The 18,548-nt window shown below is 66.4% G+C and carries 17 protein-coding genes; 8 read left to right on the top strand and 9 right to left on the bottom strand.

Annotation, left to right across the window (positions count from 1 at the left end):
• Positions 1-9 precede the first annotated feature (9 nt).
• Genes AC0KVN_RS06435 through AC0KVN_RS06450 form a run of 4 tightly spaced genes read left to right on the top strand, consistent with a single transcriptional unit; the run spans position 10 to position 4,914 of the window.
• Positions 10-1,293, top strand: coding sequence for an MATE family efflux transporter (locus AC0KVN_RS06435; protein WP_435566621.1), 1,284 nt, complete (start codon positions 10-12; stop codon positions 1,291-1,293).
• Entirely contained in the window at positions 1,290-2,429 is a 1,140-nt protein-coding gene (locus tag AC0KVN_RS06440) for a glycosyltransferase family 4 protein (protein WP_435566427.1), read from the top strand. The genes AC0KVN_RS06435 and AC0KVN_RS06440 overlap by 4 nt, the downstream gene beginning before the upstream one ends.
• A complete protein-coding gene (locus AC0KVN_RS06445) occupies positions 2,426-3,172 on the top strand; it encodes an FkbM family methyltransferase (protein WP_483656029.1) in 747 nt (248 codons plus the stop codon). Before AC0KVN_RS06440 ends, AC0KVN_RS06445 begins: the two co-directional genes overlap by 4 nt.
• Positions 3,172-4,914 (top strand): MFS transporter, encoded by a 1,743-nt coding sequence (locus AC0KVN_RS06450; protein WP_435566429.1) that lies wholly within the window; start codon positions 3,172-3,174, stop codon positions 4,912-4,914. Before AC0KVN_RS06445 ends, AC0KVN_RS06450 begins: the two co-directional genes overlap by 1 nt.
• A 9-nt stretch (positions 4,915-4,923) precedes the next feature.
• Here AC0KVN_RS06450 and AC0KVN_RS06455 read toward each other — a convergent pair whose 3' ends face one another.
• Entirely contained in the window at positions 4,924-6,612 is a 1,689-nt protein-coding gene (locus AC0KVN_RS06455; RefSeq protein ID WP_435566622.1) for an amidohydrolase, read from the bottom strand.
• Positions 6,613-6,620: 8 nt separating this feature from the next.
• Complete coding sequence (locus AC0KVN_RS06460; protein WP_010339958.1) at positions 6,621-7,490, bottom strand: NAD(P)-dependent oxidoreductase; 870 nt, start codon at positions 7,488-7,490, stop codon at positions 6,621-6,623.
• A 97-nt stretch (positions 7,491-7,587) separates the two neighbouring features.
• On the opposite strand from AC0KVN_RS06460, the gene AC0KVN_RS06465 reads away from it, so the two are divergent.
• From AC0KVN_RS06465 to AC0KVN_RS06475, 3 genes are all read left to right on the top strand, one after another.
• Positions 7,588-8,835, top strand: a complete 1,248-nt coding sequence (locus AC0KVN_RS06465; RefSeq protein WP_004212176.1) for a threonine ammonia-lyase — start codon at positions 7,588-7,590, stop codon at positions 8,833-8,835.
• A 123-nt stretch (positions 8,836-8,958) separates the two neighbouring features.
• The gene (locus tag AC0KVN_RS06470) at positions 8,959-9,777 is read left to right on the top strand and encodes an arginyltransferase (protein WP_004212177.1); all 819 of its coding nucleotides are present in this window, start codon (positions 8,959-8,961) and stop codon (positions 9,775-9,777) included.
• A gap of 121 nt (positions 9,778-9,898) precedes the next feature.
• Complete coding sequence (locus AC0KVN_RS06475; protein WP_435566430.1) at positions 9,899-12,445, top strand: sensor domain-containing protein; 2,547 nt, start codon at positions 9,899-9,901, stop codon at positions 12,443-12,445.
• Here the strand turns inward: AC0KVN_RS06475 and AC0KVN_RS06480 are convergent.
• The 6 genes from AC0KVN_RS06480 to AC0KVN_RS06505 form a co-directional block, all read right to left on the bottom strand.
• Positions 12,426-12,803 carry a VOC family protein gene (locus AC0KVN_RS06480; protein WP_099230728.1) on the bottom strand — a complete coding sequence of 126 codons (378 nt, stop codon included), beginning with the start codon at positions 12,801-12,803 and terminating at the stop codon, positions 12,426-12,428. The two genes, AC0KVN_RS06475 and AC0KVN_RS06480, sit on opposite strands and share 20 nt — an antisense overlap.
• Positions 12,804-12,869: 66 nt before the next feature.
• A complete protein-coding gene (locus tag AC0KVN_RS06485; RefSeq protein WP_435566431.1) occupies positions 12,870-13,715 on the bottom strand; it encodes an RcnB family protein in 846 nt (281 codons plus the stop codon).
• A gap of 130 nt (positions 13,716-13,845) precedes the next feature.
• The gene (locus tag AC0KVN_RS06490; protein WP_435566432.1) at positions 13,846-14,331 is read right to left on the bottom strand and encodes a GAF domain-containing protein; all 486 of its coding nucleotides are present in this window, start codon (positions 14,329-14,331) and stop codon (positions 13,846-13,848) included.
• 40 nt (positions 14,332-14,371) lie between these two features.
• On the bottom strand, positions 14,372-15,589 hold the full coding sequence (locus AC0KVN_RS06495; RefSeq protein ID WP_435566433.1) for a glycosyltransferase family 87 protein: 1,218 nt from the start codon (positions 15,587-15,589) through the stop codon (positions 14,372-14,374).
• An 87-nt stretch (positions 15,590-15,676) separates the two neighbouring features.
• The gene (gene arfB, locus AC0KVN_RS06500) at positions 15,677-16,102 is read right to left on the bottom strand and encodes an alternative ribosome rescue aminoacyl-tRNA hydrolase ArfB (RefSeq protein ID WP_048936954.1); all 426 of its coding nucleotides are present in this window, start codon (positions 16,100-16,102) and stop codon (positions 15,677-15,679) included.
• Positions 16,103-16,118: 16 nt separating this feature from the next.
• Positions 16,119-16,799, bottom strand: coding sequence for an RluA family pseudouridine synthase (locus AC0KVN_RS06505; protein ID WP_161732396.1), 681 nt, complete (start codon positions 16,797-16,799; stop codon positions 16,119-16,121).
• An 86-nt stretch (positions 16,800-16,885) separates the two neighbouring features.
• On the opposite strand from AC0KVN_RS06505, the gene AC0KVN_RS06510 reads away from it, so the two are divergent.
• A complete protein-coding gene (locus tag AC0KVN_RS06510) occupies positions 16,886-17,845 on the top strand; it encodes an acyltransferase family protein (RefSeq protein ID WP_483656030.1) in 960 nt (319 codons plus the stop codon).
• Here AC0KVN_RS06510 and AC0KVN_RS06515 read toward each other — a convergent pair.
• Positions 17,842-18,528, bottom strand: coding sequence for a TetR/AcrR family transcriptional regulator (locus AC0KVN_RS06515; protein ID WP_435566435.1), 687 nt, complete (start codon positions 18,526-18,528; stop codon positions 17,842-17,844). The genes AC0KVN_RS06510 and AC0KVN_RS06515 overlap by 4 nt on opposite strands.
• Positions 18,529-18,548 lie beyond the last annotated feature (20 nt).

Raw genomic sequence — 18,548 nt, forward strand, 5'->3', positions numbered from 1 at the left:
CTCGCGCGGATGGAGGCATCCGCCCGCATCCTCGCGCTGGTCAAGCTCGCCAATGTCGGGCTGGTGATGATCTGGGGCTTCGCCGTCACCTTCGTCTTCGTGCGGGTGCTGCCGCTGGCGGAGTTTCAGGCCTTCCTGCTGCTCGTCGCCTTCGGCAATTTCACCATCTCGGCGGAATTCGGTCTCACCAGCATCATCTATGCGCGCCTGCGCCGCTTCTGGCTGGGCAATGATGAGGGGGCGGCCGATGGCGGCTTCCGGCTGGAGGAAATGGGTGTCCTCTTCCTCTTTCTCGGGCTGCTGATTGCCGGCGCGGTCGTCATCCTGCTCGGCGCGCTGGCGCTGGGCGGGCTGCATACGGCGATGCCGATGCTGTTCCTGCTCTTCTTCCTCACCGCCTGCCTCAACCTGCCGGCTTTGCTCGCCAAGCGGGCGCTTGCGGCGATCGACGGCAATTTCCTGTGGGAAGGGCTCGATTGCGCCCGCCGCCTGGTGACGATCGGCCTGCTCGCGGCGATCCTGTTCGGGCTCGATCCTCGCCTGTCGGTCGCGCTGCAACTGGCGATCAGCGTTCTGGTGATCGGCTACGCCATCGTCCATGTCCACCGCCGCCTCAATATGCGCCACAGCCACTGGTTCGCCTTCCGCGTCGGCGGCGGCCATGTGCGCCGCCATTATCTGCGCGATATCGGCGCCTCGGCGGCCTTCACCGTGTCGGACATCGTCGCCTATAATGCGCCCTATTTCACCATCGCTATGGCCACCAGCGACGCCCGGCCGATGCTGCTGTTCGACTTCTTCTTCAAGATGTCGCGCTCGCTCTCCATGTTGGTGCGCGCGATGGTGGAGGCGGCCCTGCCGCGCATCACCCGCGCCTATCATGCCGGCGAAAGCGCGCGGGTGCGCCAGCTCCTGTTCCGAGCACTCGGCGCCGCGCTTTTCTTCGCGCTCGCCGGTTCGGCGTTGCTGATGCTGATCGGCGGCTGGCTGTTCGACAAGCTCTTCGACGGCCGCGCCGCGATCGACCAGGCCGATCTTGGCCTCACCGCGCTGGCGCTGGTCGCGCTCTCGGTCATCTGCGTCTCGGTTTATGTCCAGGCCGCGCTCGGCCGCTTCGCCCATCTGCTCCAGCGCTCGCTGCCCTTCCTCGTCGGTTCGCTCCTCAGCGTGCCGCTCGCCGGCGTGTTCTGGCCCGACCGTTTCGACCTCGGCTTCCTCGGTCTCTATGCCCTGACCCTGACGCTGGCGGCTGGCCTCCATCTCGCCTCGCTGCGCCGGCTGGTGCGCGCATGAAGATTGCCATGCTCGATCCGTCGCTCTTCACCGGGCGCTATGATGACGGGCTGTGCGCCGGCCTGGCGCAGGCGGGGGCGGACGTCACCCTGCTCGGCCGGCCGATGCGCGCCACCGATGCGATCTTGCCGCAGGGCTATCGCTACGCGCCGCGCTTCTTCCGCCGCAGCGAGGCCCTGCGCGATCGGCTGGGGGAGGGGCGCGCCTTCCGTCTCGCCAAGGCGGCCGAATATGGCCTGACCTGCGCGCTCGGCAATCTTGATGCGATGACCGGCGCGGACGTGACCCATGTCCAGTGGCTGCCGCTGGCGCCGGCCGACCGGTTGATGCTCGATCGGCTCAAGGGCCGCACCGCGCTCGTCCACACCGTCCATAATGCCGATGCCTATCATGCCGACAGCGGCCTGCAGGGGCGCGGCTATCGCGCGCTGCTCGATCGCTTCGATGCGCTGATCGTCCATGGCGACACGACGCGCGGGGCGCTGGTCGGGCAGGGCGTCGATCCCGCCCGCATCCATGTGACGCCACACCCGCCGATGCGCCTCGCGCCCGCCACCCCGGCGGACCTTGCGGCCATTCCCGATCCCGCCGCGCCCCGCATCCTCTTCTTCGGCACGATCCGCCCCTATAAGGGCGTCGACCTGCTGGTGGAGGCCTGCCTGTCGCTCTGGCGCGCGGGACACCCCTTCGAACTGGTGCTGGCCGGCAAGCCCTTCATGGATGTCGCGCCGATCCTTGATCCGGTCCATGCCGCCGGCTTTGGCGACCGCCTCACCACCGATTTCGGCTTCCTCACCGAACCCCGGCTCGATGCGCATATGATGAAGGCCGACCTGATGGTCTTTCCCTATCGCCATATCGATTCGAGCGGCGCTTTCCTGTCGGCGTTGCACCATGGCAAGGCGATGGTCACCTCCGACGCCGGCATGTTCGGCACCTTGCCGGACGGCGTCACCACGCGGGTTCCGGCCGGAAATGCGGTGGCGCTTGGCCAAGCCCTCTTGCCGCTGATCGAAAGCGCGGCCATCAGGCAGGCAGCGGGTGCGCGGGCGCGCGCCTATGGAGACATTATGGGCAATTGGAAGGACATGGCCTTGGCGACGATGGATATTTACCGCCAGGTGCTGCGCGCATGAGCCGCTATGTCCGCGAATTGTCCGACCGTGCATTGGCCCTGCGCCTGGCGCTGGCCGGCCGCGTCCACCAATATCCCGAGATCCAGGCGCTCAAGCGCTTCCTGTCCGCCTTCGCCATCGACTGCCTGTTCGACGTCGGCGCCAATCGCGGCCAATATGCGACCATGGCGCGCAAGGAGGCGGGCTTTGCCGGCACCATCCTCTCCTTCGAGCCGAACCCGGACGTCTTTGCCGAACTGAGCAAGGCCGCCGCGTCCGACCGCAACTGGCATGTCTTCAACATGGCCCTGTCCGATTTCGACGGCACCGCCAGCTTCAACATCATGGCCGCCGACCAGTTCAGTTCGCTGAAGGCCCCCTCGGACGCGCAGGATGCGATCTTCGCCGATCGCAACAAGGTGACGAAGACGGTGGAGATGCAGTGCCGCCGGCTCGACAGCCTGCTGCCCGAACTGCGCGCCACCCATGGCTTTGCCCGGCCCTTCCTCAAGATGGATACGCAGGGTCATGACCTGTCGGTCTGCGAAGGGGCGGGGAGCGTCATCGCCGACATGGCCGGCATCCAGACCGAACTGGGCGTGCGTCCCATCTATGAAGGCGGCACCGGCTATCGCGCGATGATCGACTGGCTGGAGGCGCGCGCCTTCGTCCCCTCCGCCTTCTTCGCCAACAACAAGGGCCATTTCCCGTTGCTGGTCGAAATGGACGGCATTTTCGTCAACAAGGCGCTGCTGGACATCTGATGCCGGGGGGAATGCCCTTCGTCAGCGCGCGGCGCCTGTTCCTCGCCGGGGCGATCGGCCTCGCTTTGTGGCTGGGCGCGACCTTCCTGTGGCATGTGACCTGGCGTCAGGGTGTCAGCCTCGCCGTCATCCTGTTCCTGGATCAGGATTTTCCAGCGCTGATGATCGGCCTGTTCCTGCTGGCGCTGGCCGCGCCCTTTGCGGAAGGGATGGGCTTTCGCCTGCCGCAACCGCGCGCGCGCATCATCGTGCCGATCATCGTCTTGCTGGGGCTGGCCGCCTGGGCGGGCCATTATGCCCTGTTCCAGGATTATTCGGTCTCCCGCGATGAAGAGGTCGCGCGCTTTGCCGCCGCCTATATGCGCGAAGGCCTGTTCGCCCGGCCGATCCCGGTCGAATGGGAGCCCTATCGCCGGGCGATCATGCCCGAATTTTTCTCGCCCTTCGGCGCCGCCGACTATTGGACCGCTGCCTATCTGCCGGTGAACAGCGCGATCCAGGCCCTGTTCTGGCAGATGGGCGATCCCAATCTGGCCGGCCCGGTCTTGCTGGTGCTCGGCCTCTTCTCGCTATGGCGGGTGGCGCTGCATCTCTTCCCTGACCGGCCCGATGCCGTATGGGTGACGATGCTGCTCGGCCTCTCCTCGGCCCAGCTCTGGGTCACGGCGATGACCCCCTATGCCATGACCGGCCATTTCGCATTGAACATGGTCTGGCTGGCGTTGGTATTGCGCGGCGGCATTGCCGGCCATCTGTCGGCCGGCGTGGTCGCGCTGATCGCGGCGGGGCTGCACCAATGGCATTTCCCGCCCATCTTCATCGCTCCCTTCATCCTCTGGATGCTGCTGGCGCGGCGCTGGACGGTGGCCGCCTTCCACGCGCTGACCCTGGTCGCGATCGTCATCGTCTGGGCCAAGATCTGGCCCGGATTCCTGCTTCATGCGCTGGGCGCGCCGACCGATGTGCGTCCCTCCGCCGGCGTCGCGGACAAGGTGGGCAGCCTGTTCCAGCGTCTGGGCGATCGCTGGCAACCACTGGTCAATCTCAGCCGCTATGCCGCCTGGAACAATATATTGATGGTGCCGCTCGCGGGCCTGGGCGTGCTGGCGATGCGCTGGCGCGATGCGATCCGCGGCCGTGAGATCGCCCTGCCGCTGGCGCTCGGATGCCTTGCTGGTTGCCTGCTGGCGCTGGCGCAGGGCTATGGCTGGGGCTTCCGCTACGCCCATGGCTTCATCGGCCCCTTCTGCCTGTTGGGCGGCCTTGGCTGGGCGCGCTTCCGGCCACAGGGCGCGATGCGGCCGATCTTCATCGGCTTTGCGGTGACGCTGCTGACCGCCGGCTTCCTGGTCTGGCGCACCCATGTTTTCGTCGAGCCCTATGCCGCCAGCCACCGGATGATCGACGCCTCGCGTGCCGATGTCGTGCTGGTCGATCCGCGCGGCGGCCTTTACGTCACCGATCTGGTGCGTGGCCGCAACGGCGTGCCGGGCAAGCCGATGGTGATGAACCTTGGCATGCTGACGCTCGATCAGGTGGATGAGCTGTGCAAGACCTATGTGGTCGAGCTGTTCGACCGCGCCGAATTCCGCCCGCTCGGCGTGCCGCTGGCGCGCTGGAACCTTGGGCGCATGGACACGCTGCGCGCCCATATGAAGCTGGCCGGTTGCGATCGCCCGGTCCAGCCGCCGTTGCCCGAGACGATCGACGACGCCATGAACGCCGCCGACAACGCGATGTGAGCGAAGGGGCTACTGCCCCTTCACATAGACCCGCTTGCCGTTGATCCAGGTTTCCAGCACCTGCGTGCCGCGAATGTCGGTCGGGCTGGCCGTATCGATATTGCGGTCGATCAGCAGGAAGTCCGCCCGCTGCCCCGGCACCAGGCTGCCGAATTTCTTCTCGGCAAAGCCAGCAAAGGCCGCCTGCCGGGTAAAGCCGTCCAGCGCTGCCTCGAAGCTCACCTTCTGCTCGGGCATCCAGCCGCCGGCCGGCTCGCCCCTGGCGTCCTGTCGCGACATGGCGGCGGCAATGCCGGGGAAGGGATTGGGGCTTTCGACCGGCACGTCCGAACCGAATGCCAGCGGCACCTTATTGTCCAGCATCGCCTTCCAGGCATAGGCGCCCTTCAGCCGTGCCTCGCCCAGCCGTGCCGTCGCCATGCGCCAGTCCGACGTTTCATGCACCGGCTGCATCGACGCGATCGTGCCATAGCGCGCAAAGCGCGGCAGGTCGGCCGGATCGATGATCTGGGCATGTTCGACGCGCCAGCGCCGGTCGCCGCTATAGGTGTCCGACATTTCCTGGATCGCGTCGAGTATCTCGCCATTGGCGGCGTCGCCGATCGCGTGGACCGCGACCTGGAAATTGTCCATCGCCGCGCGGCTCATGATATTGCGCAACTGGGTCGACGGAATCATAGGCAGGCCGCGCTGGCCCGGCGCGTCGCTATAGTCCGCCTTCAGCCAGGCGCCGCGCGATCCCAGCGCGCCGTCCAGCAGCAGCTTGATCCCGCCCATGCGCAGATGATCGTCATACAGCCAGGGCGTGGGTTCCGGCCCGGCGATCAGCACCATATTGTCGAGGCCATAGGCATAGGACATGATCCGCACGCGCAGCGCGCCGCGATCGGCCGACCGGCGGAAGGCCTGCCAATCCTCGATGCTGGTGCCCATGTCGGCAATGCCGGTGATGCCCACCGCCAGCAGCGCGCGCTGCGCCTTTTCCAGCGCATTGTCGCGATCCTTGGGGGCAGGGGCGGGCACCACCTTCTGGATCAGGTCCATCGCCTTGTCGACGAAGACGCCTGCCGGCTTGCCCGCCGCCATCTCGATCCGCCCGCCAGTCGGTGCCTTGGTCGTGGCGCTGACGCCGGCCGCGCGGATCGCCGCACTGTTGGCCCAGCCGGCATGGCCGTCGATCCGCTCCAGCCAGACCGGAATGTCGCCCACGGCCGCATCCAGTTCGGCGGCGGTCGGGAACCGGCCCAGCCCCCATGTCTCCTGGTTCCAGCCGGTGCCGATGATCCATTTGCGGCCGGTATTTTCCTGCGCATAGGCGCGGATCTTCGCCTGTGCCTCGGCCAGCGATTTCGTGTCGGACAGGTCCAGCGTGATCAGCGACAGGCCAAGCCCCATGACATGGCCATGCGCGTCGATCAGGCCGGGGATCAGCGTCTTGCCGCCTGCGTCCAGCTTGAAGCTCGGGCCTTTCGGTCGCTCGGGCCAGGGCTGGCCGCGCTTGGGCTTCTTGGGCTTGTACTCGGGCTCCTGATAGCGGCCCTGGATCAGCTTCTCGACCTTGCCCTCATCGTCGATCATCAGCGCGCCGAAATGGACGATCTTGCCATCCGGTCCGATGGCGATGCCGTTCACATTGTCGATCACGCCCGATGCATAAGCGGGCATGGGCAGTGCAAGCGCGGCGATCGCCGCCAGCATCATCTTCCTCATGCGCGGGTGATCCGCCGCACAAGCGCGCTGGTGTCTTGCCGATGGCCGCCCATCGCCTGCACGTCGGCATAATATTGATCGACCATCGCCGTCACCGGCAGGGTCGCGCCATTGGCCCGCGCTTCCTCCAGTGCCAGTCCCAGATCCTTGCGCATCCAGTCCACCGCAAATCCGAAATCGAAACTGTCCTGCGCCATCGTCTTCCATCTATTGTCCATCTGCCAGCTTTGCGCTGCGCCCCCCGAAATCGCCTCGAACACCTTGTCCAGGTCCAGTTCCGCTGCCTGGGCAAAGCGCATTGCTTCGGCCAGGCCCTGCAGAACGCCGCCGATGCAGATCTGGTTCACCATCTTCGTCGTCTGGCCCGCGCCGGCCTTGCCGACATGGACGATGCGCGCGGCATAGGCCTGCATCACGATCGTCGCGGCCGCCACCGCCGGGGCGGACCCGCCGCACATGATCGACAGCCGGCCATTTTCGGCGCCTGCCTGCCCGCCCGACACTGGCGCATCGACGCAGTGCAGGCCCAGGCTCTCGCCCTCGACGGACAATTGCCGCGCGATCCGCGCCGACACGGTCGTATGGTCGATGAACAGGCCGCCCGGCTTCATCGTGCGGAACGCGCCCTCGCGCCCCAGCGTGATCTGGCTCAGGTCATCGTCGGTGCCGACGCAGCTGATGACGATGTCGGCCTCCTCGGCGGCCTTGGCCGGACTGATCGCGACTTCGCCGCCATAGGCCTCGGCCCAGCTCTTGGCCTTGCCGATCGATCGATTATAGACGGTCAGATGATGCCCCGCCTTGGCCAGATGCCCCGCGATCGGGCCGCCCATGACCCCCAGGCCGATAAACGCGATATTAGCCATAAGCCTCGTACATTTCGTGCGTGCAACCAAGCCATAGGGCCAGTTTTCGGCAAGTGCCAGTTTCTTCACCGGCAATTTTGCGTTAGGGCGCTGCGCCATGAACACGCTGAGCAAGATAGAGGGCGCCCTGCCGCTGCCCGTCACCGTCGATGACATCCTTGCGGCCCGGACACGCATTTCCGGGTCGATCGTCAAGACGCCGACGCTCATTAGCCAGACCTTCTCGCAAATGCTTGGCTGCAACGTCTATCTGAAGTTCGAAAATCTCCAGTTCACTGCCGCCTACAAGGAACGCGGCGCGCTCAATCGTCTGCTGCAACTCGATGAAGCGGCCAAGGCCAAGGGCGTGATCGGCGCCTCTGCCGGCAACCATGCGCAGGGTCTTGCCTATCATGGCAAGCGCCTTGGCGTGCCCGTTACCATCGTCATGCCCACCACCACGCCGATCGTGAAGGTCACCCAGACCCAGGGCCATGGCGCCACCGTCGTCCAATATGGCGAGAAATTCGATGACGCCTATGCCCATGCCCGCAAGCTGGAGGTGGAGCAGGGGCTGACCTTCATCCATCCGTTCGACGAGCCCGACATCATCGCCGGTCAGGGCACGGTCGGTCTGGAAATGCTGGAGGATGCGCCGCAGATCGACACGCTGATCATACCGATCGGCGGCGGCGGCCTCTTCTCGGGCATCGCCACCGCGGCGCGCGCGATGAAGCCCGACATACGCCTGATCGGCGTCCAGGCGGAGCTGTATCCGTCGATGTATGATTTCATCAAGGGCGCGGACCTCGCCTGCGACGGCGACACGCTGGCCGAGGGTATTGCGGTGAAGCAGCCGGGCGAACTCACCCGCCGCTTCGTCGAGCGTCTGGCCGACGATGTGCTGCTGGTCACCGAACGCCGGCTGGAGGAGGCGGTCAGCCTGCTGCTCCAGATAGAGAAGACGGTGGTGGAGGGCGCCGGCGCGGCCGGCCTCGCCGCACTGCTCAGCTATCGCGAGCAGTTTGCCGGTCGCAATGTCGGCCTGATCCTGACCGGCGGCAATATCGACACCCGCCTGCTCGCCAATGTGCTGCTGCGCGATCTCGCCCGTTCGGGACGTCTCGCCCGCCTGCGCATCATCCTGCAGGATCGGCCCGGCGCGCTGTTCCATGTCGCCCGCATCTTCGACCAGGAAGCGGTCAACATCCTGGAGCTGTCGCACCAGCGCATCTTCACCAATCTGCCGGCCAAGGGGCTCAGCCTCGACGTCGAGTGCGAGACCCGCGATGGCGCCCATCTCCAGCGGCTGATCACGGCGCTGGGCGCGGCGGGTTATGAGGTCGCGCCGATCGAGGTTGCCTGATTTTGGGACATGCTTAACCATCGGTAAAAATTTCGTGGTAAATGACCTTTTCATGGTTGGGCCGGGACGGCATAGTCCGACCATGAAAAGGCACATTCGCATGACTGAATCGGGGGGAGAGGCATGAGCGCACCATTCCGCTTTCCGCGTTTCTTCGTGACGAACCCCAGCCCTTGCCCCTATCTGCCGGGCAAGAGCGAGAGGAAGGTCTTCACCGAACTCAACGGCGACAATGCCTCGGAACTCAATGATGCGCTCGGCCGCATCGGCTTCCGCCGCAGCCAGAATGTCGCCTATCGCCCCAGCTGCGCCGATTGCTCGGCCTGCGTGTCGGTCCGCGTCGTCGCGCAGGAATTCAAGCCCAACGCGACCCAGCGCAAGCTGATCCGCCGCAACAGCGACCTCGTCGTCACCGCCTGCAAGCCCTGGTCGACCGAGGAGCAGTTCGAATTGCTCCAGCGCTATCTGCGCGCGCGGCATCCCGGCGGCGGCATGACCGAAATGGACGAGATGGACTTTGCCGACATGGTCGAACAGACCCCGGTTGAAAGCCATGTCGTCGAATATCGCCTGCCCGGCGAGGATGGCCGCCCCGGCAAGCTGGTCGGCGCCTGCCTGACCGATCGCCAGGGCGACGGCCTGTCGATGATCTACAGCTTCTTCGACACCGAACTGGAAGATCGCCCCGGCCTCGGCAACTTCATCATCATGGATCATATCCAGCGCGCTGCCCGCGCGGGCCTGGCCTACGTGTATCTCGGCTATTGGGTCGATGGCTCGCAGCGGATGCAGTACAAGATCCGCTATCGCCCGCTCGAAAAGCTCAGCCGTGCCGGCTGGGTCCGCTTCGATCCGGAGGAGCAGGCGCAGGCGATCCGGGTCGTCATGCCACGCGATGAGCCGCCGCTGCCGGTCGAACTGGCCGCCATCCTGCGCCGCTGACGGGGCAATTTCTGTAAATTACAGATTCTCGATCATTCCGGTTACATGCAGGCTTGTTTAAGCTTTTCCTGCATCATCGCTGCCATGACGAACAGGGCGGCACGGCAATCGGGGATGGGCGATGGATCGCTTTGCTGATCGGCGCTTTGCCGATGGCGCCCGCGAACTTGGCGGGCCTGCGGCCCATATGCCGTCCGGCGCCCATGTCGCGCACAGGGCATTGTCGTCCAAGATCAAGCATGTACGCCCGCCCGTCATTCACTGGTTCGCGGATTATCGCGGTCGCCTGCTGACCTACTGGGTCGAGGGCGAGGTGCGGGGCGGGGGGCTTCGCATGGGGCTGATGCGCCATGGCTGGCGCAAGGGCTTTGATTCGGTCGATATCGGGATCATCATACGGGCCGCCGCCGCGTCGTCGCAGCCGGAACCGCTGGTCGTTCGCCTGCGTTGCGCAGATGGCGCAAGCCGCTGGTGCCTGCTCCGCATGACGCGGCAGGCAATGCCCGCAGGGGCATGGCGCTGGTATGGAACGGTCGAGGATATGCATGATCGTCGCGACAAACAGGCTGAATTGCTGGAAACCGCGCTGGCGGAAAGTCGCGAACATCATCGCTGGTCGGTAGAACTCAGCCCCCAGGTACCCTGGACCGCCACCCCCGATGGCGCGATCGAGGAGGTCGGGCCGCGCTGGCGCGATCTGACCGGCAGCTCGCCCGAACAGGCGATGGGGGCCGGCTGGATCAACGCCCTGCATCCTGACGATATGGACCGGACGCTGGCGCTATGGCGCGAACGGCTCCAGTCGGGCGATCCGGTCGATGTCGATTATCGTCTGCGCCTGCGCGACGGCAGCTATCGCTGGATGCGCGCCCGCGCGGCCGCCCGGCGCGATGGCAAGGGCGCGATCATCCGCTGGTATGGCACGCTGGAGGATATTCATAATCAGAAGCTGGCGCAGCAGGCGGTGGCCGAGAGCGAGGAGCATTTCCGCCTCGCGGTGCAATCGGCGCGGCTCGGCATCTGGGACTATGACGCCCGTTCGGGCCAGCGCAGCTGGTCGGCGGAATTCCGGGCCATGCTGGGCCTGTCGGCGGATGCGCCGGCGACCACCGAACTGGCCCTGTCGCTTGTGCATCCCGATGATCGGCACAAGCTCAAGGCGATGATGGACGGCGTCGCCGCCAATGTCCTGCCGCCCCATTTCGAGGCGACCCTGCGCGTCCATCGCGCCGACAATGGCGCGCTGCGCTGGATCCGCAGCACCGGCTGGGCGACGCGCACGGAAGTCGGCCAGTTGCGTCGGATCATCGTGACCTTCCTCGACGTCACCGAACAGCGCGATGCGGAAGAACGTATCCGCTGGGCTGCCACCCACGATCCGATGACGCGGCTGCCCAACCGGACATTGTGGCAGGGCGTGCTGGAGGAACTGGCGGATCAGGCACGCCCGACCGGCGCGGGCTTCGGCCTGATGCTGTTCGACATCGATGACCTCAAGCGGATCAACGATTCGCTTGGCCATGACGCGGGCGACGCGCTGCTCTGCGGCTTTGCCGAAAGGCTGGCCGCGGCGGCACCGGCCGATGCTGTGGTCGGGCGCCTGGGCGGCGACGAATTCGGCCTGATCGCCGCCTCTTTGGTGGACAGTGCCTCCGTTCAGGCCTGCAGCCAGGCGATATTGGACAAGATGCGGGTGCCCTTCGCCTATCAGGGGCAGTTGCTCGAAGCCGGGGTCAGCGTCGGTGGCGCCGTGTTCGGCGAGCATGGTGACGATGCGCATGAACTGTTCAAGGCGGCCGACCTGGCGCTTTATGCGTCGAAGGCGAGCGGCCGCAGCCGGCTCACCATGTTCCATTCCCAGTTGCGCGCCGACGCGCAGCAGCGCAGTTCGATGATCCACATGGCGCGCCAGGTGATCGCCGAGCGGCTGGTTGAGCCCTATTATCAGCCCAAGGTCGACATGCGCAGCGGGCAGGTGCTGGGCTATGAGGCGTTGCTGCGCTGGCAGCATCCCCGGCTTGGGGTGCAGGCGCCCGCCACCATCGCCGCCGCCTTCGAGCATGGCGAACTGGCCATCCGCCTGACCGACCTCATGCTCGACGCGGTGCTGCACGACATGGCGGCCTGGCTCGGGATGGGCTTCGATCCCGGCCGGGTGGCGGTCAATGCCTCGGCGGCGGATCTGCTCCAGGCCGATTTCGCCGATCATGTCCTGGCCCGGCTGGATCAGCATGGCGTGCCGGCACAGAATTTCGAGATCGAAGTGACCGAGTCGGTCTTCCTCGGCCGCGGCGCCGATCAGGTCGCGCGCGCGCTTGACCGGTTCGCGCGCGGCGGGGTGCGCATCGCCCTCGACGATTTCGGCACTGGCTTCGCCTCGCTCAGCCACCTCAAACAATATCCGGTCAATGTGCTGAAGATCGACCGCAGCTTCGTCAGCCATGTCGACAGCGATGCCGGCGACGCCGCCATTGTCGACGCCGTCATCAAGCTGGGCAGCAGTTTCCGGATGGAGGTGGTGGCCGAAGGCGTAGAGACCGCCGAACAGGCCGCTTTGCTGCTCCAGCACGGCTGCCATATCGCGCAGGGCTATCATTATGGCCGGCCGCAGCCCGCCGGATCGGTCCTCGCCGCGCGCGGCGCGGCGCCTATCGCGCCGAAAAAGTGACCGCTTCTATCTTGTTGCCGTCGGGGTCGCGCACGAACGCACCATAATAATGCTCGTCATATTGCGGCCGCACGCCCGGCGGCCCGGCATCGCTGCCGCCCAGCTCCAGCGCCAGCCGATGAAATCCGTCGACTGCGCCGCGATCGGCGGCGACGAAGCAGATATGGATGCCGTTGCCGGCGCTCGCGGGCGCGCCATCGACCGGGGTCTCGACGCTGAACACCACGTCGGTCACGCCATAGTCGAGCGAATGGGGATGGTCGCGCAGGCTGCGATAGCCCAGCAGCGCCATCAGCGGGTCGTAGAAGGCCCGCGCCCGCGCCACATCATTGGTGCCCACCGATACATGATGCAGCATAGCGCCACTCCCGTCGCCTGATCCCGCCCGTCAACGCACCAACCCATGGTCGCGGTTCCGGACGGCTCAGCGCGGCGCGGCCTCGGTCGCGTAGCGGGTGGTCGCCTGGGTCGTGCCGTCGGGATTGATGATGATGGTCGTCACCAGCGGCGGCGGATAATAGAAGCCGCCCGAAATATAGCCGCCCGGCGGCAGGCCGGGCACCGGCGGCGCGGCCGACACGACGGTCGTGGTCGCCGGCTGGTTCGACCAGTGCGTGCCGCTCGTCGCCGCCACCGGTGCGGTCGGAGGCATCGGAGCCGCCGCAACAGTCTCCACCGTCGGCGCGCTCGGGCTGACGGCGCTGCTGGCATAGGCCGGCGCATCATAATCCACGCCGGGGCGGCTGGACGGGGCGGGCTGCGCCGCGGGGCTATAGGTCACCATGTCGTCGGGCGCACTATAGCCGGCCTCGCCACCGGAACTGGCGATGACGGCCGGCTGCGCCGCACCCTCTTCATAGCCACCCTCATAGCGCGACCAGTCGATGCCGCTGCGCACGTCGCGCACCCGGCCATATTGGTCGGTCATTACCGCATCGTCATAATAGCGCGACCAGCCATAGCCGGTGGTCGGGGCCGGCAGGCCGTAGACGCCATAATTGGCGATGAAGAAGCGCGGATGGACCCAATAGGCGGGCAGGGCAAAGCCCACGCGCGGCCGCTGATAGCTTTGCCAGCCACCCGGCGCGGCCCAGCCCGCATACCAGCGCCCGTCATAGCGCGGCCCCCAGCGATGGGCGGTGGCGGTCGTGCTGGCCGCAGACATGCTGGTGCCGGATGCGGCCGGTGCCTGCGCGGCAACCGGCCCCGCCAGGCTGGCGATCAGCGCCATGGCGCTGCTGGCGAAGAAAAAGCGCGCGGCCATCATCATGCTCCCTGTTCCTGCAGGGGCGTCAGGCCGCCCGCACGGTCATCATGCTAACGCGGAAATTAGCATGACGATCCGTGCAACGCCATGTTCGGCTTATGAAATCCTGTCCCGGAACGGGGCAGGGCGGCGATCAGCCGATGCGGCCGGCGATCCGCGCGACCAGTTCTTCCAGCCCCTGCTGGTCGGCACTGTCGAACCGGGCGGGGCGGGGGCTGTCGAGGTCCAGCACGCCGATCAGCCGGCCGTCATGCACTACCGGCACGACGATCTCGGACGCGCTCGCCGCGTCGCAGGCGATATGGCCGGGAAAGGCATGGACATCGGCCACCAACTGCGTCTCGCGCGTCTGCGCCGCCGTGCCGCACACGCCGCGGCCCAGCGGGATGCGGATGCAGGCCGCCTTGCCCTGGAAAGGCCCCAGCACCAGATCGTCCTCGACCATGCGATAGAATCCCGCCCAGTTGAGGTCGGGCAGGAACTGCCAGATCAGCGCCGACAGGTTGGCCATGTTGGCGACCGCATCGGGCTCGTCACGGGTTAGCGCGTCGGCAGCGGACAGAAGATCGGCGTAAAGCGTCGCCTTGTCGGCGTCGGCAGCGGGGGCGAAATCATACATGGGCACGCATATAGGATGGCCCGCACCGCTCGGCCAGAGGTTAGGATGTAGGGACGGGATTATCGATCAATCGCCGCTTGAGAGGGGCCGGCAACAGCAGATCTGCATAGGATATGCCCGTGTAGCAGCGTATCTGGACGACAAGGCCGGCAAGCAGGGCGATCGGCGCAATGAGGTTCCACGCCATCACCAGCAAGGGCGCGGCAAAGGCCATCCACAGGATGATCTGCTCGTTGCGATGAAGCGCGTGCCATTGGCCATAAAGCAGGATCGCGAAGCCAAGGCAGCAAACCGTCAGGTCATAATTGAAGATATAAGGGGTGATCAGGGCCGTCGCGGTGGCCGTGATGAAGGCCAGTTGATGGACGGAGCAGTCGCGCGCGCGCCAGGCCAGGTAGAGCGCGCTGCCCGCGAACAGGGTCTGGGCCATCAGCGGCAGCCAATAAGGCCCCTCGCGCAGCGCGACATAGGCCGATGTCATCATGAAGAAATAGAATTTCTCGCCCTCTGCGGTCATGATCCGGGTCTGGAGGGCAGAGGTGTCCGTCAGCCAGGTGGGCCAGAGATCGAAGCCGAACGCCAAGCCGCTCAGCCCGATCAGCCCCAGGGTAACGGCAAATGCCGCGCCTATCGCCCGGAAGGCCCTGCGATGGACCAGCGTCAGGGCAATCAGCAGGCCCAGATGGGGCTTGAGCGTCAGCAGCCCGGCGACAAGGCCGGCGCGGACCGGCGCATGGCGCAACTGGGCGAAGAACAGCAGCCACAGGCCGCCAATGACGAACCCATAATGGCCGACCCAGATATTGACGATCGCCGCCGGCGTCAGCAGCGCAAGCCAGGGGGACAGGCCGGCCGGTATGTAGGGACGGGCCGCCCAGGCAAAGAAGATGGCGCCAAGGCCCGTCCACAGGGCGAGCGCAACCGGATAGGGAAACAGCGCAAAGGGTATCGCCAGGAACAGGCTATGCGGAGGATAGGAGTAGTTCAGCATCTCCAGCGGGCCGAAAAGCCCGGCCTGCCAGTCCATATAGGACTGAAAATCATAGAGACGCTCAAGCTGGCCGGTCAGTGCGAGCGTTCCGCCGGACCAGACATTCAGGAAGTCGCGGCCGATCAGAAGTCGGGCTTCGGGCAGGTGCAGGCCGTCAAGCTGGCGCAAATCCGAGAGGATCAGGAAGACGCCCAGGAAGGTGGCGGCAACCCACATGAACCAGTTCCAGGGGCGCGGTGGCAGAAGAATAGGGCGTTCGGCCGGCATGGCATCCTCGGGAAGCTGGGAACGCAGTCCTGCGCTCTGCCCTTCCTAGCAAGGCAATGATGGTTAATTCGTAAATGGCCGCTAGATTCAGTCCATCCTGACCCGGCCGCGTCCCTGTTTCACGGCTGCGCGTTTGACCTTGCCGTCGACGCGGCGCTTCTGCGATGCCTTGGTCGGCTTGGTCGGGCGCCGCTTCTTGGGCACGATCGTCGCCTCGCGGATCAGCGCGAACAGCCGCTCGCGCACCTCCTGCCGGTTGAGCAACTGCGACCGCGCGCCTTCGCTGCGCAGGATCAGTACGCCCTCGCGGGTCATGCGCGATCCGGCCAGATCCGCCAGCCGCTGCTTCACTACATCGGGCAGGCCGGGCGAAGCGGCGACGTCGAAGCGCAGCATCACTGCGCTGTCGGTGGTGTTCACATGCTGGCCGCCCGGCCCCGACGCGCGCGCGAAGCTCTCGACGATCTCGTCGCTGTCGATCGCGATGGAGCGGGTGACGGGGATGGCGACCATGGCGCGGGGCCGGGGCTTACAGCCCGGCTTCCTCCAATATCTCGGGGCCGAAACCCGCATCGACGAAGCTCTGCGGCAGCGGCGCGGTCGCCTGCGCGGGCGGTTTGTTGTCGCCGCGCGGCACGCTCAGGAAGCGGCTGTGCAGCAGCATCGCGCCCTGTCCGTCGCCATAGACCGGGTCGCCGACGATGCCGAAGCCCAGCCCATGCTGGGCATGGACGCGGATCTGGTGGGTGCGGCCGGTTTCGGGCGTGAAGGCGATCAGCGCGCGGCCGTCCTTCACTGCCAGCTTGCGCCAGTGGGTGACGGCTGGCTTGCCCGCCTTGGCCGCAATCATGCGCCAGCCCTGGCTCGGCGTGCTCACCTTCTTGAGCGACAGGGCGATCGTGCCTTCGTCCGCCTCGGGCACGCCCTCCAGCACCGCGACATAGCGCTTCTCGACCGTGCCGGCCTCGAACGCGGCGGCAAAGCGCTTGTGCGCCTTGGGATTGCGCGCGAGCAGCAGGCAGCCGCTGGTGTCGCGGTCCAGCCGGTGGACCGCCAGCGGCCAGCGCTGAAAGCCGAAGGTCAGCGAGGCGAGGTGGTTTTCGAGGGCAATCGATCCGTCGCGCGGCGCGTCGACCGGCAGGCCGGCCGGCTTGTCGAGGATGATGGCCTCGCCATCGATGAACAGCACTTTGTCGCTAAGCAGGGTCAAATATCAATCCGATCGGGAAATCTGGCGTCCGGGTAATCTGGCTGGGCGATTGACGCCCACGCCGCATCCTATAGGGCGTGGAACCGATGGAGAATAGGGGCCTTGCCTATCAACATGCGCCGCAGCGGCTCGACTGGGTCGATGTCGCGCGCGGCATCGGCATCATCGCCGTGGTGGTCGGCCATGTCTGGACGCGCGGACCCTTGCGCGACGCCATGTACAGCTTCCACATGCCGCTCTTCTTCCTGCTGTCGGGGATGCTATCGCGGCCGCATCCCGCCGGCCTGCTCGCCCGGCGCCAGTTGCTCGGCCAGATGCGCCCCTATGCGATCTTCCTCGCGCTGCTGATCCTGGCCGATCAGATCATCGAACCGGCCAAGGGCAATCTGCCGATCTTCCACCAATGGCCGCGCGATCTGCTGCCGATCCTGCTCGGCGGCTATTGGCTGCGCGGCCCCTATACCATCTTCTGGTTCGTGCCCTGCCTGATGCTGGCGCGCATCCTGTTCAACCTCGCGCTCAACCGCTGGCCCGATCCGCGCGACCGGCGCTGGCTGATCCTGATGCCGGGACTGCTGGTGCTGGCGGAGGGGCTGGGCTGGATGACGCAGGCCTCGCCGCTCGGCTTGCTGAGCGTGCCGATGGCGATGATCCTGCTCTGGGTCGGCGCGCTCTGGCCCCGGCTGCACTGGCGCAATCTCTGGATCGTGCCGCTTGGCCTGCTCGCGCTGGCGGGCCTTGCCGGCTGGCTGCCAACGCTCAACATGAAGGCGGCAGACTATGGCTGGCCGCTGTTCTCTATCGCGTCCGGCATCGCGACATCGTTGCTGCTTTTCCGCCTCTCGGCGCGGCTCGCGCCAGTCGCCGCCCCGCTCGCCGCGCTTGGCCGGGCGTCACTGGTCATCATGTATCTGCACGTCGCGATCATTCATTATGGCACGCCCTATCTGGCCAGGCCCTGGCTGCTCGCGCTCGCTCTGCTGGCGCCCTTCGCCCTGTGGCACCTCATTCGCCTGTACCCGCGCCTCAGCCGCTGGATGCTCTAGGACAAGGACGGCGCCGACGCTGGCCAGGATCGCCAGCCGGCCAGGAAAAAGGCGATGGCCGCCATGGCGCGCGCATGCGTCCGGTCTGAAACGCCAGCCGGCTCGATCCCTTGCGCCGCCCGGTCCAGCGCTTCGCTGGCGACCAGCCGCACGAACATGTCCGCGCCCATCCTGACCGTCTCTGCCGGCCGGGCGCCATCCTCGGCCAGGATGGCGGCAATCGCCGTGCTGGCGCGCTGGAACGGGCCATCGACGCTGAGTGCCAGCCCCGGCTGCCGCGCCGCCTCCGCCACGATCATGCGATACAGCGCGATCGCATGGGGATTGAGCAGCCAGCCGAGCAATATCTCGCCCGCCGCCCGCAAGCGCTGTTCCAGCGGGCCGGCCTCGACCCGCGCCAGATTGGGCATGCCCGATTGGCGGGCCAGGCGCTCGACCACCTCGACGAACAGGTCCGACTTGGTCCGGGCGCGGCGATAGAGGGTGCGCTTGGTCACCCCGGCGCGGCGGGCGATTGCTTCCATGCTCGCCCCCTGGAAACCGGCCTCGATGAAGATCGCCAATGCCGCATCCAGCATCGTCGCTTCGATCTGTTCAGCCGCCTCGCGCGACGGCCGGCCGGTCGGCCGCGCCGATCCGTCGCTCCCTGATCCGTCAGCCCGCTGGCTGGTGTCGGCGGCCATCCCTGCTTTCCTTCCATTCG

It is taken from the genome of Sphingobium sp. SG1 (assembly GCF_057063145.1).

Coding starts and splice junctions, on each gene's coding strand:
- AC0KVN_RS06435 (WP_435566621.1), top strand. CDS start 10: ATGGAGGCATCCGCCCGCATCCTCGCGCTGGTCAAGCTCGCCAATGTC.
- AC0KVN_RS06440 (WP_435566427.1), top strand. CDS start 1,290: ATGAAGATTGCCATGCTCGATCCGTCGCTCTTCACCGGGCGCTATGAT.
- AC0KVN_RS06445 (WP_483656029.1), top strand. CDS start 2,426: ATGAGCCGCTATGTCCGCGAATTGTCCGACCGTGCATTGGCCCTGCGC.
- AC0KVN_RS06450 (WP_435566429.1), top strand. CDS start 3,172: ATGCCGGGGGGAATGCCCTTCGTCAGCGCGCGGCGCCTGTTCCTCGCC.
- AC0KVN_RS06455 (WP_435566622.1), bottom strand. CDS start 6,612: ATGCTGGCGGCGATCGCCGCGCTTGCACTGCCCATGCCCGCTTATGCA.
- AC0KVN_RS06460 (WP_010339958.1), bottom strand. CDS start 7,490: ATGGCTAATATCGCGTTTATCGGCCTGGGGGTCATGGGCGGCCCGATC.
- AC0KVN_RS06465 (WP_004212176.1), top strand. CDS start 7,588: ATGAACACGCTGAGCAAGATAGAGGGCGCCCTGCCGCTGCCCGTCACC.
- AC0KVN_RS06470 (WP_004212177.1), top strand. CDS start 8,959: ATGAGCGCACCATTCCGCTTTCCGCGTTTCTTCGTGACGAACCCCAGC.
- AC0KVN_RS06475 (WP_435566430.1), top strand. CDS start 9,899: ATGGATCGCTTTGCTGATCGGCGCTTTGCCGATGGCGCCCGCGAACTT.
- AC0KVN_RS06480 (WP_099230728.1), bottom strand. CDS start 12,803: ATGCTGCATCATGTATCGGTGGGCACCAATGATGTGGCGCGGGCGCGG.
- AC0KVN_RS06485 (WP_435566431.1), bottom strand. CDS start 13,715: ATGATGATGGCCGCGCGCTTTTTCTTCGCCAGCAGCGCCATGGCGCTG.
- AC0KVN_RS06490 (WP_435566432.1), bottom strand. CDS start 14,331: ATGTATGATTTCGCCCCCGCTGCCGACGCCGACAAGGCGACGCTTTAC.
- AC0KVN_RS06495 (WP_435566433.1), bottom strand. CDS start 15,589: ATGCCGGCCGAACGCCCTATTCTTCTGCCACCGCGCCCCTGGAACTGG.
- arfB (WP_048936954.1), bottom strand. CDS start 16,102: ATGGTCGCCATCCCCGTCACCCGCTCCATCGCGATCGACAGCGACGAG.
- AC0KVN_RS06510 (WP_483656030.1), top strand. CDS start 16,886: ATGGAGAATAGGGGCCTTGCCTATCAACATGCGCCGCAGCGGCTCGAC.
- AC0KVN_RS06515 (WP_435566435.1), bottom strand. CDS start 18,528: ATGGCCGCCGACACCAGCCAGCGGGCTGACGGATCAGGGAGCGACGGA.